Source organism: Brevundimonas sp. (genome assembly GCF_035935935.1).
Taxonomy (GTDB): domain Bacteria; phylum Pseudomonadota; class Alphaproteobacteria; order Caulobacterales; family Caulobacteraceae; genus Brevundimonas.
The window spans coordinates 262606-276156 of the sequence record NZ_DASYWO010000002.1; the positions used below are offsets into that span (position 1 = coordinate 262606).

The 13551-nt window shown below is 69.1% G+C and carries 14 protein-coding genes and 1 pseudogene; 7 read left to right on the top strand and 8 right to left on the bottom strand.

Annotated elements, in window-relative coordinates; all coding sequences use genetic code 11:
* Nucleotides 1-10: 10 nt before the first annotated feature.
* From VGR32_RS01750 to VGR32_RS01760, 3 genes are read right to left on the bottom strand one after another with little or no spacing between them, the layout of a single operon-like run.
* Nucleotides 11-1075 carry a homocysteine S-methyltransferase family protein gene (locus VGR32_RS01750; RefSeq protein ID WP_327447418.1) on the bottom strand — a complete coding sequence of 355 codons (1065 nt, stop codon included), beginning with the start codon at nt 1073-1075 and terminating at the stop codon, nt 11-13.
* Complete coding sequence (metF, locus tag VGR32_RS01755; RefSeq protein WP_327447420.1) at nt 1072-2025, bottom strand: methylenetetrahydrofolate reductase [NAD(P)H]; 954 nt, start codon at nt 2023-2025, stop codon at nt 1072-1074. The genes VGR32_RS01750 and metF overlap by 4 nt, the downstream gene beginning before the upstream one ends.
* The gene (locus VGR32_RS01760; protein ID WP_327447422.1) at nt 2022-2984 is read right to left on the bottom strand and encodes a metalloregulator ArsR/SmtB family transcription factor; all 963 of its coding nucleotides are present in this window, start codon (nt 2982-2984) and stop codon (nt 2022-2024) included. The genes metF and VGR32_RS01760 overlap by 4 nt, the downstream gene beginning before the upstream one ends.
* 109 nt (nt 2985-3093) lie before the next feature.
* Here VGR32_RS01760 and VGR32_RS01765 point away from each other — a divergent pair, with 109 nt between their 5' ends.
* On the top strand, nt 3094-3441 hold the full coding sequence (locus VGR32_RS01765; protein ID WP_327447424.1) for a hypothetical protein: 348 nt from the start codon (nt 3094-3096) through the stop codon (nt 3439-3441).
* On the opposite strand, the gene VGR32_RS01770 is transcribed toward VGR32_RS01765, so the two are convergent.
* Nucleotides 3438-4364: a 2-hydroxyacid dehydrogenase gene (locus VGR32_RS01770; RefSeq protein ID WP_327447426.1), complete on the bottom strand. Its 927-nt coding sequence runs from the start codon at nt 4362-4364 to the stop codon at nt 3438-3440. The two genes, VGR32_RS01765 and VGR32_RS01770, sit on opposite strands and share 4 nt — an antisense overlap.
* 31 nt (nt 4365-4395) lie before the next feature.
* Nucleotides 4396-5307, bottom strand: a complete 912-nt coding sequence (locus VGR32_RS01775) for a LysR family transcriptional regulator (protein WP_327447428.1) — start codon at nt 5305-5307, stop codon at nt 4396-4398.
* 65 nt (nt 5308-5372) lie between these two features.
* Between VGR32_RS01775 and VGR32_RS01780 the strand changes: the two genes are divergently transcribed.
* Both VGR32_RS01780 and VGR32_RS01785 read left to right on the top strand, forming a co-directional pair.
* Entirely contained in the window at nt 5373-5588 is a 216-nt protein-coding gene (locus VGR32_RS01780; protein WP_327447430.1) for a hypothetical protein, read from the top strand.
* Nucleotides 5589-5591: 3 nt separating this feature from the next.
* The gene (locus VGR32_RS01785; protein WP_327447432.1) at nt 5592-7388 is read left to right on the top strand and encodes a PHA/PHB synthase family protein; all 1797 of its coding nucleotides are present in this window, start codon (nt 5592-5594) and stop codon (nt 7386-7388) included.
* A gap of 53 nt (nt 7389-7441) precedes the next feature.
* Here the strand turns inward: VGR32_RS01785 and ettA are convergent, their stop codons facing one another.
* Nucleotides 7442-9109 carry an energy-dependent translational throttle protein EttA gene (gene ettA / locus VGR32_RS01790; RefSeq protein WP_327447434.1) on the bottom strand — a complete coding sequence of 556 codons (1668 nt, stop codon included), beginning with the start codon at nt 9107-9109 and terminating at the stop codon, nt 7442-7444.
* A 134-nt stretch (nt 9110-9243) separates the two neighbouring features.
* On the opposite strand from ettA, the gene VGR32_RS01795 reads away from it, so the two are divergent.
* Nucleotides 9244-9522, top strand: a complete 279-nt coding sequence (locus tag VGR32_RS01795; RefSeq protein WP_327447435.1) for a hypothetical protein — start codon at nt 9244-9246, stop codon at nt 9520-9522.
* Here VGR32_RS01795 and VGR32_RS01800 read toward each other — a convergent pair.
* Together VGR32_RS01800 and VGR32_RS01805 are read right to left on the bottom strand one after the other, a co-directional pair.
* A complete protein-coding gene (locus VGR32_RS01800; protein WP_327447437.1) occupies nt 9514-10947 on the bottom strand; it encodes a UdgX family uracil-DNA binding protein in 1434 nt (477 codons plus the stop codon). The two genes, VGR32_RS01795 and VGR32_RS01800, sit on opposite strands and share 9 nt — an antisense overlap.
* Complete coding sequence (locus VGR32_RS01805) at nt 10947-12188, bottom strand: putative DNA modification/repair radical SAM protein (protein WP_327447439.1); 1242 nt, start codon at nt 12186-12188, stop codon at nt 10947-10949. Before VGR32_RS01805 ends, VGR32_RS01800 begins: the two co-directional genes overlap by 1 nt.
* A gap of 132 nt (nt 12189-12320) precedes the next feature.
* On the opposite strand from VGR32_RS01805, the pseudogene VGR32_RS01810 reads away from it, so the two are divergent.
* From VGR32_RS01810 to VGR32_RS01820, 3 genes and pseudogenes are all read left to right on the top strand, one after another.
* A pseudogene (locus tag VGR32_RS01810) lies at nt 12321-12638 on the top strand (endonuclease domain-containing protein); the annotation flags it as partial.
* Between the two features lie 93 nt (nt 12639-12731).
* On the top strand, nt 12732-13190 hold the full coding sequence (locus tag VGR32_RS01815) for a DNA polymerase III subunit chi (RefSeq protein WP_327447510.1): 459 nt from the start codon (nt 12732-12734) through the stop codon (nt 13188-13190).
* Between the two features lie 86 nt (nt 13191-13276).
* Nucleotides 13277-13537, top strand: coding sequence for a hypothetical protein (locus tag VGR32_RS01820; protein ID WP_327447441.1), 261 nt, complete (start codon nt 13277-13279; stop codon nt 13535-13537).
* The last annotated feature ends 14 nt before the right edge of the window (nt 13538-13551 follow it).

Genomic DNA, 13551 nt, shown 5'->3' on the forward strand with positions numbered 1-13551 from the left:
GCATCCCCCTTCAGCTGGCCATCTCGAACGGTTCCAGCCCGCTCAGGCGCATGGCGACGGGCCGCTCCGGAATCTCGCGCGGCGGCACGTCGGCGACCTGCCGGGCCACGCAGGCGATGTGATCCGGCGTCGTGCCGCAGCAGCCGCCGACTATGTTGACCAGGCCCGACTTGGCCCACTCCTCGATGGCGTGCGCCGTCTCGTGGGGCCGCTCGTCGTACTGGCCCATGGCGTTGGGCAGGCCGGCGTTGGGGAAGGCGGCCACCAGGGTGTCGGCGAGCCGCGCCAGTTCGGCGACGTAGGGCCGCATCAGATCGGCCCCCAGCGCGCAGTTGAAGCCCACGGCGAAGGGCTTCGCGTGCCGGATCGAGTTCCAGAACGCCTCCGCCGTCTGGCCCGACAACGTGCGCCCCGACCGGTCGGTGATGGTGCCCGAGATCCACAGGGGCAGGGGCTCATACCCCTCGTCCTCAAGGTCCAGGATCGCCTTGATCGCCGCCTTGGCGTTCAGCGTGTCGAAGATGGTCTCGACCAGAAACAGATCGACTCCGCCCTCGTGCAGGGCACGCGCCTGTTGCTTGTAGCCTGCGTGGACCTCGTCGAACGTCACGGCGCGGAAGCCGGGATCGTTGACGTCCGGGCTGATCGACAGCGTCCGGTTGGTCGGGCCGATCGACCCGGCGACGAAGCGCGGCTTGTGCGGCTCCTTTTCGGTCCAGCGATCGGCCACCTCGCGCGCGATGCGGGCCCCTTCGAAGTTCAGGTCGTGGACGGCGTCTTCCATGCCGTAGTCGGCCTGGCCGATGCGGGTGGAGGAGAAGGTGTTGGTCTCCGAAATGTCCGCGCCGGCGGCGTAGTACCGGTCGTGCAGGTCGGCGACGACGTCGGGTCGCGTCAGGATCAGCAGGTCGTTGTTGCCCTGCTGCGGGTGGCCGTGATCCCGGAACCGTTCGCCGCGGAAGTCCGGCTCCGACAGGTTCTGGCGCTGGATCATCACGCCCCAGCTGCCGTCAAGCACAAGGATGCGCTCGCCGGCGGCCGCCTTCAGGGCGTCGATGCGCTCGGCGCGGGTCATGCGGCGGCCTTGTCTTCGCGCACGCCCAGCACCCGGCAGATGGCGTAGACCAGGTCCGCCCGGTTCAGCGTGTAGAAGTGGAAGTCCTGAAAGCCTTCCTCCTGCAGTCGCGCGCAGGTTTCGGCGGCGACCGAGGCGGCCAGCAGCTTGCGGGTCTCCGGATCGTCGTCCAGCCCGTCGAAATGCGCCGCCAGCCAGTCGGGCACGGACGCGCCGCACGCCGCGCTCATGCGCTTCAGGCCGGTGAAGTTCGACACCGGCATGACCCCCGGGATCAGCGGGATTTCCACGCCGGCGGCGCGCACCCGGTCGCGGAAGCGCAGGAAGGCGTCCATGTCGAAGAAGAACTGGCTGACCGCGCGCGTCGCACCGGCGTCGACCTTGGCCTTCAGCACTTCGACGTCGTGCGCGATCGACGGGCTTTCCGGATGCTTCTCCGGATAGGCGCCGACGGTGATCTCGAACCCGCCCACGCGGCTGATCGCGGCCGTCAGCTCGGTGGCGTTGGCGTAGCCGTCGGCGCGCGGGGCGTAGGCGCCGCCGATGCCGGCCGCGCCCGGCGGATCTCCGCGCAGGGCCACGATGTGGCGCACGCCGGCGGCCTTGTAGTCCTGGATCACCGCGTCGATCTCGCCCCGGCTCGCCTCGACGCAGGTCAGGTGCGCCGCGGGCTTCAGGTTGGTTTCGGACAGGATGCGCGACACAGTCCGGTGCGTGCGCTCACGCGTCGAGCCGCCGGCGCCGTAGGTCACCGAGACGAACTCGGGCTTCAGCGGGGCCAGGCGCGAAATGGCCTTCCACAGGTTGGCCTCGGCCTCGTCGGTCTTGGGTGGAAAGAATTCGAACGACACGCGCGGGCGGCTGGCGTCACGGCCGGCGCGCGCCACAGGCCCCAGCGGCGACAGCAGCAGGGCGCGGGCCTGCGACAGGCTGAGGGGTTCGGCGCTCATGCGGCCTTCGCTTCCTTCAGGGCGGCGCGGCGGCCGGTCCAGATGCAGACGGTCAGCCCCTCGCGGTCGGGCGGCAGGACGGTCGCAGGCGCGGCCTCCAGCCCGCCCGAGGCCAGCCAGCGGCGCATCTCGGCATCGTCGAAGCCGAGGCGGCGATGCTGGTGTTCGTCGCGCATCTGTTCGAGGGCGTGGGGGGCGAAGTCCACGATCAGCAGGCGGCCGCCGGGCCGCACCAGTCGCGCCGCCTCGGTCACGGCCGCCGCCGGATCGCCCAGGTAGTGCAGAACCTGATGAACCACGACGAGGTCCGCGGTCCTGTCCGGCAGGCGCGTGGCGAAGACGTCGCCGTGATGCAGCTCGACCTTTTCCAGGCCCGCCTTCGCCACATTGGCGCGGGCGACGTTCAGCATGTTCTGGCTCAGATCCAGTCCGATCGACGTCTTCGCCTTGCGCCCCAGCAGGGTCAGCATGCGGCCCGAGCCGGTGCCCAGATCGACGACCCGGTCGAACGGTCCTTCGCCCGCGGCGGCCAGAATGGCCTCTTCCACCGCGCTCTCCCGCACATGATGCGACCGGATGCGGTCCCAGCTCGGCGCGATCTGATCGAACCACGCCTCGGCCTCGGCCGCCCGCTCGCGCCGCACGGCGTCCAGCCGCCGCCGGTCGCCGTCCCCGTCGCAGTCGTCCAGCAGGTCCAGCACGGCGTCGACCAACCGCCGGGACGACGTCTCGGACGACAGGCGGTAGAAGACTCGCGCGCCGTCGGGAAAGCGCTCGATCAGGCCCGCGTCGTTCATCAGCTTGAGGTGCCGGCTGACCCGGGGCTGGCTCTGTTCCAGCACCCGCGACAGCTCCATGACCGACAGCTCTTCGGTCGCCAGCAGGGCGAGGATGCGCAGGCGCGTGGGCTCACCCGCGCCCCGCAGCGCCTCCACGAGATGTTCCGCCCGGTACGTCATGAGGTCATATAAGGATATCCTTATATGGTTATGCAAGCAGAATCCGGCCTGTCCGGGTTGAAGCTCGCCGGCTGGCGCGCGAAGCTTCGAGGCACACCCGGAGCCCGTCATGATCCGCTTTCTCACGCCTGTCGTCGCCCTGCCGTTGCTGGCCTGTTCGCCGGGCGAGACCCCGGCTGCCCCCGAGGTCCTGGACCCGGCCGGCTCGGCTCCCGCGGCCGCATCCCCGACGGCGCCCGCCGACCCGGCCGACCCGCAGGCCCCGGCGCCCCGGCGACGGCCTGCGCCGACCGACGGCGCCGACGGCGCCGCGCCCCCGTCGCCGTCCGATCTTCCGGACCCCGCTCCGCAGGGCGCGCCCGCCGACCCCGACCGGCCCGTCGGACCGGCCGTGGGTCCCGGAAAGGATCTGAACGGCGACGGCCGCATCACCGAGGACGAGCGGCCCCACTATTAGGGCGCGGGCGTCACCGCCGGACGCCCGTTCAGGACGGCGTCGAGATTCTGCAGCAGCAGCCCCAGCATGGCCTGAACCGCCTGCGTCGTGGCGCCGCCCGTGTGCGGCGTCAGGACCGTGTTGGGCACGTCGGCCCACCGCGCGGCGTCGGTGGGCTCGGTCTCGAACACGTCCAGCGCCGCGCCGCCCAGTCGGCCCGACTTCAGCGCGGCGATCAGGGCGTCCTCGTCCACCACCTGCCCGCGCGAGACGTTGACCAGCAGACCGTCCGGCCCCAGCGCCTGCAGGACGTCCCCGGAAATCAGACCGCGGCTGGCGTCGTCGGCGCGGCAGGCCACGACCAGCACGTCGCTGCGCCTCGCCAGCTCCATCAGGCTTTCCGCGCGCGGCCAGGCGGCGTCCTTCGGCCTTGGCCCCCACCATGCCGGCGACATCCGCATGGCTTCCGCCCGCCGCGCCACGGCTTCGCCGATCGCGCCCAGGCCGACGACGCCCAGCTTCAGCCCGCCCAGCGAGCGCGTGATCGTCTTCGACTGCGGGGTCCACCGTCCGGCCCGCACGTCGGCGTCACCGGACGCGATGCGTCGGTGCGCCGCCAGGATCAGACCGATCGCGTGATCCGCCACGTCCTCGTGGTTCACGCCGGGCGCATGCGTGACCTCCAGTCCCCGCGCGCGGCACCAGGCTGGATCGATGCCGTCGTAGCCTGCGGTGAAGCATGCGACGTGCCTCAGTTTCGGCAGACGTTCGATCAGGGCGGCATCCAGCGGAAACTCGCCCGCCACCACCACCGCCTCGATCAGTGCCTCGGCCTCGACGGGCGGCCCTTCCCACAGGCGGTGAACGTCGTAGGCGCTCTCCATGAAGGGCGCGATGGGCCCCAGGTGGGGCTGCACGATCAGGACGGCGGGTCGGTCGCTCATTGCCCGAGACTAGGCCGCGCGATCCGCGCCGTCAGCCCTCCGTCGGGCGCATGAAGCTGGCGCGTTCGGCCCGCACCGCCTCGACGATGATCGACATGACGGCCCGGATCCGCGCCAGCGTCTTCAGGTCCGCATGGACCACCAGCCACAGGCTGCGCTCCAGCCCGACGTCGTTCGGAAGCACGCGCCGCAGCCCCGCCTCCTTCCGCGCGATGAAGTCTGGCAGGACGCAAAGGCCCGCCCCGGCCAGCGCCGCCTGCAGCTGGGCGATCAGGTTCGAGCTCTGAAGGGCCACGTGAATGTCCACGTCCGGAGCCTGCATGTAGTCCAGCTCCGGCGCATACAGCAGGTCGCCGATGTAGCCGACGAAACGGTGACCTGCCATGTCGGCGCGGGTCACGATCGGCGGCCGCGCGTCGAGGTAGGACGGCGCGGCATAGAGGCCCAGGCCGTAGTCCGTCAGCTTGCGCGACACCAGCCGCCCCTCGCGCGGCGGGCTCAGCGTGACCGCGATGTCGGCCTCGCGCTTCGACAGGCTGACCACGCCCGGGATGGCGACCAGCTGGATCTCCAGCTGCGGATGCCGCTCGGCCAGTCTGACCATCAGGGGAGCGAGGAAATAGCTGCCGAAGCCCTCCGGCGCGCCGATCCGCACTGCGCCGGTCAGGGCCTGATCCGCCTCCGCCAGCTGTGCCGCCGCCCGCAGCGACAGGCTTTCGATCCGCTCGGCGTGCGGCAGAAGCGCTTCACCGTGGGCCGTCAGCGCGTAGCCCTGCGGACTGCGGTCGAACAGACGGGCGCCCAGCGCGCCTTCCAGGGCGGCGATGCGGCGGGCCACGGTCGTGTGATCCGCGCCCATGCGGCCCGCGGCGGCCGTCAGCCGTCCGGTGCGCGCCACCGCCAGAAACGCGCGCAGGTCGTTCCAGTTGAAATCGTCGCCCAACGTCACTCCTGTGCAAAAATGCACAATGAATGAGCAGATAGTGGCATCGTCAGAGCGAAAAGACCATGGCATACGCCGCCCGACCAGAGTTCACCCAACCCGGATCGCCCGCCATGGCCTTCGACGCCGCCGACTTCCGCCCCGTCGCCGCTCCCGTTCCGACGGCGCCGGCTCCGTGCCCCGTCTGGACCGCCGAGAACCCTGACCGCGCCCTGGCGTTGCTGTTCGTGTCGCCGCAGGACTGCGACGCCGTCGACGTGCTCACCGCGCTGGAGGCCTGATCCGTGACCGACACGACGCGCCGCGACCCGCCGCTGACGATCCCGCCTGACCCGGAGGTCGTCGCAGAAGCCCTGACGGGCCTGATGACCAGCGCCGCCGCCGCCGTGCGCGCCACGGCGCAGAAGGCCATGTCGCCAGACCCGCTGCCCTACGACCCGACGACCGTCGCGCGCGCGTGGCTGGATTTCAACACCGCGGTCATGACCAGCCCGGCGGCCCTGATGCAGGCCCAGATGCAGGGCTGGCAGGACTGGTCGGCCCTGTGGCGCGGCTTCGGCGAGCGGATGATGGGCGGCAATCCCGAGCCGGTGGCGACGCCTGAACGCGGCGACCGTCGTTTCTCCGACCCGGCCTGGACCGAGGAGCCCGTGTATGACTGGCTGAAGCAGGCCTATCTGCTTTCGGCCAGGCGCATGCAGGACTTCGTCGCCGCCGCCCCGGTCGACGACGCGACCCGCGCCCAGGTCGACTTCGCCGGCCGTCAGCTGATGAACGCCCTGTCGCCCTCGAACTGGGCCCACACCAACCCGCAGGTGGCTCGCCGGACGATCGCGAGCGGGGGGCTCAGCCTGCTGACCGGTCTGACCAACCTGCTGGACGACGTCGCCCGCGGCGACGGCCTGATCTCGCGCCGCGCGCCCAACGATTTCGAACTGGGCCGCAACGTCGCCGCCACGCCGGGCGCCGTCGTCTTCCGCAACGACCTGCTGGAGCTGATCCAGTACGCGCCCACGACCGACAGGGTCTTCCGCCGGCCGCTGCTTTTCGTGCCGCCGCTGGTCAACAAGTACTATCTCTTCGACCTGACGCCCAAGGCCAGCTACCTGAAGTGGCTGGTCGACCAGGGCCACACCGTCTTCGTCGTCTCGTGGGCGAACCCCGACGCGGCGATGTCCGACAAGGGGCTCGAGGCCTACGTGAAGGACGGCGTCATCGCCGCCATGGACGCCGTCGCCGCCGCGACCGGCGAGGCGGACGTCGATCTTGTGTCCTACTGCCTCGGCGGCACGCTGACGGCCATGGCTTTGGCTTATCTGGCGCAGACGGGGCAGGGCGACCGCGTCGCCTCCGCCACCCTGATCGCGGCCCTGGTCGACTTCGGCGACATGGGCGAGTGGTCCGTTTTCACCGGCAAGGGCGATCTGGACGCCTTCGACCGGTATCTGGACCGCAAAGGCTTCGTCGAGGCCCACGACCTGACCAAGCTGTTCGCCACCGTCCGCGCCAACGACCTGATCTGGTCCTCCGTCGTGACCCACTATCTGCTGGGCGACGAGGCGCGCGCCTCAGACCTTCTGTGGTGGTTCGACGACGGTGCGCGCATCCCGGCCCGCTTTCTCAAGGAGTATGGCCGCGACGTCCTGGCCGGCAACCGGCTGAAGGACGCGGGCGGCGTCACCATCGACGGCGTGGCGCTGGACCTGTCGAAGATCGGCACGCCCGTCATGCTGATCGCGCTGAAGGACGACCACGTCTCGGCGTGGAAGTCGACCTACGCCCAGCGCACGCTCTTCGGCGGGCCGACGCGCTTCCTCATGGGCGGTTCGGGCCACAACGCCGGCATGATCAATCCGCCGGCGGCCAACAAGCACGGCTACTGGGTCAACGCCGAGGCGCCCGCCGATCCCGAGGCCTGGCTGGCCGGGGCGCAGAAGAAGGACGGCTCATGGTGGCCCGAATGGCAGGGCTGGCTGGGCGAGATGGCCGCCGACGAAAAGGTCAAGGCGCGCAAGCCGGGCTCGGGCAAGCTCAAGGCCCTGACCGCCGCCCCCGGCGACTACGTCCGGGTCCGGCACTGACGAAAAAGGGCGGCAGGTGATCCTGCCGCCCTTTCTCTTTTCGGCCCGGTCTCTTACCGCCCGAACTTCTGAAACTTGATCCGGTGCGGGATCAGGCTGTCGGCGCCGAGACGCCGCTTCTTGTCTTCCTCGTAGGCCTCGAAGTTGCCCTCGAACCATTCGACGTGGCTGTCGCCCTCGAAGGCCAGAATGTGCGTCGCCAGACGGTCCAGGAACCAGCGGTCGTGGCTGATCACCACGGCGCAGCCGGCGAACTCCTCCAGCGCCTCCTCGAGGTTCTGCAGCGTCTCGATGTCCAGGTCGTTGGTCGGTTCGTCCAGCAGGATCAGATTGCCGCCCGTCGCCAGCGTCTTGGCCAGGTGCACGCGATTGCGCTCGCCGCCCGACAGCAGGCCGACCTTCTTCTGCTGGTCGCCGCCCTTGAAGTTGAAGCTGCCGACGTAGGCGCGCGTGTTGATCTCGCGCTTTCCGACCATCATCACGTCGGTGCCGCCCGAGATGGCCTCCCAGATCGTGTGGCTGGGGTTCAGGTCGTCGCGCGACTGGTCGACGTAGGCCAGCTTGACCGTCTCGCCGAGGCGCATCTTGCCCGCATCGGGCTGCTCCTGACCGGTGATCAGGCGGAACAGGGTCGACTTGCCGGCGCCGTTCGGGCCGATCACGCCGACGATGCCGTTGGGCGGCAGCTTGAAGGTCAGGTCCTTGAACAGCAGCTTGTCGCCGTAGGACTTCTCCAGCCCCTCGACCTCCAGCACCACGTTGCCCAGGCGCGGGCCGGGCGGGATCTGGATGACCGCGTGGGTCTGGGCCTTGGTCGCGTTCTCCTGCTCGGCCACCATGCGTTCATAGGCGGCCAGACGCGCCTTTGACTTCGCCTGCCGGGCCTTGGCGCCGGAGCGCACCCATTCCAGTTCGCGGGTCAGGGCCCGCTGGCGGGCCTCGCTCTCCGACTGCTCCTGCACCACGCGCTTCTGCTTGGCTTCCAGCCAGCTGGAATAGTTGCCCTCGTGCGGGTGGCCCTTGCCGCGGTCCAGCTCCAGCGTCCACTTGGTGACCTGGTCCAGGAAATAGCGGTCGTGGGTGACCAGGATGACGCAGCCGGGGAAGTTCTCCAGATGGTGCTGCAGCCACGCCACCGACTCGGCGTCCAGGTGGTTGGTCGGTTCGTCCATCAGCAGCATGTCGGGCTTGGACAGCAGCAGGCGCGCCAGCGCCACGCGGCGCTTCTCGCCGCCCGAAAGGTTGGTCACCTCCCAGTCGTCCGGCGGGCAGCGCAGGGCGTCCATGGCCATCTCGATGCGGCTGTCGATGTCCCAGACGTCGCCCGCGTCGATCTTCTCCTGGAGGGCGGTCATCTCCTCCATCAGCTCGTCGGTGTAGTTCTCGGCCATCTCCGCGGCGATGGCGTTGAAGCGGTTGACCCACTGCTTCTCCTCGCACCAGGCCTCGACGTTCTCGCGGACGTTCATGGCGGGATCCAGCTGCGGCTCCTGCTCCAGATATCCGCGCTTGACGCCGTCGGCCGCCTTGGCCTCGCCCTGGAACTCGGTGTCCAGCCCGGCCATGATCTTCAGCAGCGTCGACTTGCCCGAGCCGTTGACGCCGACGACGCCGATCTTGGCGTCGTTGTAGAAGCTCAGCCAGATGTTCTCGAAGACCTTCTTGCCGCCGGGATAGGCCTTGGTCAGGCCCTGCATCTGGAAGATGTACTGCTGCGCCATGGGGTGCGTTCAGCCCTGTCGTCTGGAGTATGGGGAGGTCGGCGCGGGACATAGCGGGCCGCGGCCGGATGGGCAAACGCTAGGGGGCCGACGCGGCGGTTTGAAGGCGGCGTTCTACTCACTATGGTGAGTTAATGAACTGGGCGAGCCACCAGCAATTTCACTGGAAGATGTTCCGCGTGATGACGCGCTTCGTCCTCTGGTGCTGGCTCATCATCGGCGGCCTTGGCTTCCTCCTGGCCGCCTTCCATCCAGAACAGGAAGATCGCCTCGCGACGGCGTTCGCTTTTGCGACAGCAGCGGCTATCGGAGGCGGCGCGCTCCTGATCTGGCGTCACGTGGCGGGGCTTGCGAAGTTTTCCCGCGGCGAACAGGTCGCCTTGGGATCGGACCAGTCCGATCCCTCACATTAGGGCTCGCGCAGCGTTCAAATCCTCCACGAACCGCGCCCGTTCCGCCGCCGCGGCGGCCTTGTCGGGGATGCGCAGCAGATAGCTGGGGTGGACGGTCAGAAGGACCGTCGACCCGTCCTCCAGCGCGACCGGACGGCCGCGCTCCTTCGTCACCGCCACCTTGCGGCCCAGCACGCCATAGGCGGCGGTGGCGCCGAGCGTCACGATCAGTTTCGGCTTCACGATCGCCCGCTCGGCGTCCAGCCACCAGCGGCAGGCCTGCACCTCGCTCGTGTTCGGGGTCTGGTGGATGCGACGCTTGCCGCGCGGCTCGTGCTTGAAATGCTTCACCGCATTGGTGACGAAGGCGTGGCTTCGGTCGACCTCCGCCTCGGCCATGGCCGCGTTCAGCACCTGACCCGCCGGCCCGACGAACGGCTCGCCCGCCAGATCCTCCTGATCGCCCGGCTGCTCCCCGACGATCATCAGGTCGGCGCGCGTCGGCCCACGTCCGCACACCCCCTGCGTCGCGTCGCGCCACAGGGGGCAGCGGCGACAGCCCTGCACCGCGCGATCCAGCGCCTCCAGCGTCTCGGGCGGCTGGGCGTCCTGCACGGCGCGCTCCACGACGGGGGCGACGGCGTGGATCAGCTTGGGGTTGGGCAAGGAAGCGGGGGCGGCGACCATCTCCCTTTCCCGAACCTCCGCCCGCGCCACCAGTTCCGGGATCAGCGACGCCTCGGGAAGATTGGCCCAGTACCGCTTGGGCATCTCGCCCTGCATGGTCTTCGTCTTCAGCCGCGCGGGGTTGAAGGTCGAGGCATAGTAGGTCTTCCAGAACTCCTCGATCTCGTCGTCCTGCGGGGCCATGTCTCGTGTGGCGGGCGGGCCGAAAGACAGCGCCGCGCCGTCCCAGTCGGCCGTGCCGTCGGGCGTCAGGATGGTCCAGCGCATGGTCGTGAACCGCCGCTGGAAGAAGGGCGCGGTCTTCTCCAGCACGCGATGCGCCGGTTCGAACCATGCGATCCAGCGTTCGCCCGTGTCGTCTTCGACCTGCCGGAACCGGACGAAGGCCTTCATCTTGTGGCTGGCGCGGCTGACGTTCTTCGCCCGCTCCATCGCGTCGGCGACGTCGCGGTCCGACGCCACCTTCATCAGGTCGCGCTCGGACTGCAGCCGCCACAGCATGCGGTACAGCAGGTCGAACCGGTCGTCGGACCGGTGCAGCGCCACCTCCGCGGCCAGATCCAGGAAGGCGCGGGGAACGGTGATCGGCCGCGCCTTGTCGGACACGGGCGGCGTGGGGGAAGGGAGGTCGAACAGCCCCTCCTGTCCGCCCACCCGAAACCGCACCGCCTGCGGCTCCACCCCCGCCGAGAGCAACCCGCGCGCCGCCTCGCGCCAGCCGGTCAGGTCCGTCTCCGACGTCAGGCTCACCGTCCGCATCAGAACAGGCTCAGCTGCTCCGGCGCGCGGGCGGGCGCCAGCCGCGTCTTCAGGTCCACCGCGTCGGTCAGTCCGCCGGGCGTCCAGTCCAGCGTGGTGATGAACGGCCGCACCTTGTCGATGCCGCGCGTCAGCCGCTGCACGTCCTCCAGCCGCAGCGTCCGGTAACGTCGCACCGAAATCATACGGTTGACCGACTTCACGCCCAGCCCGGGCACGCGCAGCAACATGTCGCGCTCAGCCAGATTCACGTCGACGGGAAACTGGTCGCGGTTGGCCAGCGCCCAGGCCAGCTTCGGATCGACCGCCAGATCCAGCATCCCGTCCGGGGAGGCCGAGGCGATCTCGGGCGCCGAGAAACCGTAGAACCGCATCAGCCAGTCCGCCTGGTACAGCCGATGCTCGCGCATCAGCGGCGGCTTCGACGGCGGCAGGGCGGACGACGAATCCGGAATGGGGCTGAAGGCGGAGTAGTAGACGCGACGCAGTCCGTATCCGCCGTACAGCGATGCCGAGCGGTCGAGAATTTCCGCGTCGGGCGCGCCGTCGGCGCCGATGATCAGCTGCGTCGACTGCCCCGCCGGCGCGAACCGGGGCGGCCTGGCACGATCCTTCTTGCCGCCCTTCGCCTCCTCCACCTTCAGCCGCACGCGCCCCATGGCCTGCTTGATCACGCCCGCGTCCTTCTGCGGGGCCAGTCGCTCCAGCGCCTCGTCGCGCGGCAGCTCGACGTTGGCCGACAGGCGGTCGGCATAGAGACCGGCCTGCTCGACCAGGGCCGGATCGGCCTCGGGGATCAGCTTCAGATGGATGTAGCCGCGGAAGTCGTGGTCCTCGCGCAGCGACCGGGCCACGCGCACCATCTCCTCCATCGTGTGGTTCGACGACTTCACGATGCCGGACGAGAGGAACAGTCCCTCGATGTAGTTCCGGCGATAGAAGTTCAGCGTCAGGTCCACGACCTCCTGCACGCTGAACCGCGCGCGCGGCACGTTCGAACTCGTCCGGTTGATGCAGTAGGCGCAGTCGAAGATGCAGAAGTTGGTCAGCAGGATCTTCAGCAGGGACACGCACCGGCCATCGGGCGTGTAGGCGTGACAGATGCCCATGCCCTCGGTTGACCCCACCCCCGTGCCGCCGACCGAGTTCCGCTTGCTCGATCCCGACGAGGCGCAGCTGGCGTCGTACTTCGCCGCATCCGCCAATATTTCCAGCTTCTTACGCAGATCCAGACGCGCCATGCGTTCTTGATATGTTCGCGTTTCATGTTATGCAAGCGTCACGGTTTTCCTTCCTCCCTTGCGGAGGAAGGTGGCTCGCGGAGCGAGACGGATGGGGGGTGAAACACCGCCCAATGAAGTGGAGGCTCAGGCATGACGCTGCACTTCGAGCGCGCTCACGCGACGTTCCGGCGGCTTCGAAAGTCGACCACCGTCTCCGAGCAGAATCTCTGGAGCCTGTTGCGCAACCGTCAGGTCGCCAACCTGCGATTCCGCCGCCAACACCCGATCGGCCCTTACGTCGTGGACTTCTGCTGTCCGAGCGCCAAGCTGATCGTCGAACTCGACGGCGGCGTGCACCGTTTACGCGAGGCTGACGACGCCGCGCGCGACGACTGGCTTCGCGGCCTCGGCTTCGTCATTCTGCGATTCAGCAACTCGGCCTTTTCGAAGAATCCGAACCTCGTCCTTCAGGCCATAAGTGACCATGCCGCTCGAACCGGTGGAATCACCCCCCGTCCGTCTCGCTCCGCGAGCCACCTTCCCCCGCAAGGGGGGAAGGCGATGACGTCGTCTCCCGAAATCTGGTTCTACCACCTTGAGCGGTCCAGCCTGGAACAGGTGCTGCCCGGGCTGCTTGAAAAGACGCGCGAGCGCGGGTGGAAGGCCTTGGTCAGGGTCGGATCCCCCGACCGGCTGGACGCGGTGGATCGGGACCTCTGGACTTTTCGCGACGACGCCTTCATGGCCCACGGCCGCGCCGATCGGCCTCATGCGGAGCGCCAGCCCATCCTTCTGTCGCAATCGGCGGAGAACCTGAACGGCGCTCAGGCGCTGTTCATCCTGGACGGCGCAGAGCTTGGCCGCACGGAAGGGTACGAACGATGCTTCATCCTGTTCGACGGACGCGACGACGTGGCGGTTCAGGCCGAGCGCGACCGTTGGAAGGCCTTGAAGGGGCAGGGCGCCAACCTGGCCTACTGGAAGCAGTCGCCGGAGGGCGTCTGGCAAAAGGCGGCCTGATCGCGCTCGCTCTGTGCGCGACGGCTTGCGCCTCCTCCGACGCACCGGCGTCCAACGCCCGCGACGGCGAGGTCCAGCCCGCGGTCGTGACCTCCGCCATTCCCGTCGACGATCTGACGTCCGCCTCCGCCGCCGGCATTCCCGGGGCCGGCCGGGATCAGTGCGGCGCGCACGAGCTGCAATGGCTCGTCGGCAAGGATCGCAGCGAGATCCCCGTGCCGGTCAACCCCTACGCCCGCCGCGTCACCTGCACGACCTGCGCGGTGACCGAGGACTATTCGCCGACCCGCCTGAACATCTTCTTCGACCAGGACTCCAACAAGGTCGAAACCGTCCGCTGCGGCTGAGCCGCGGCGTCATG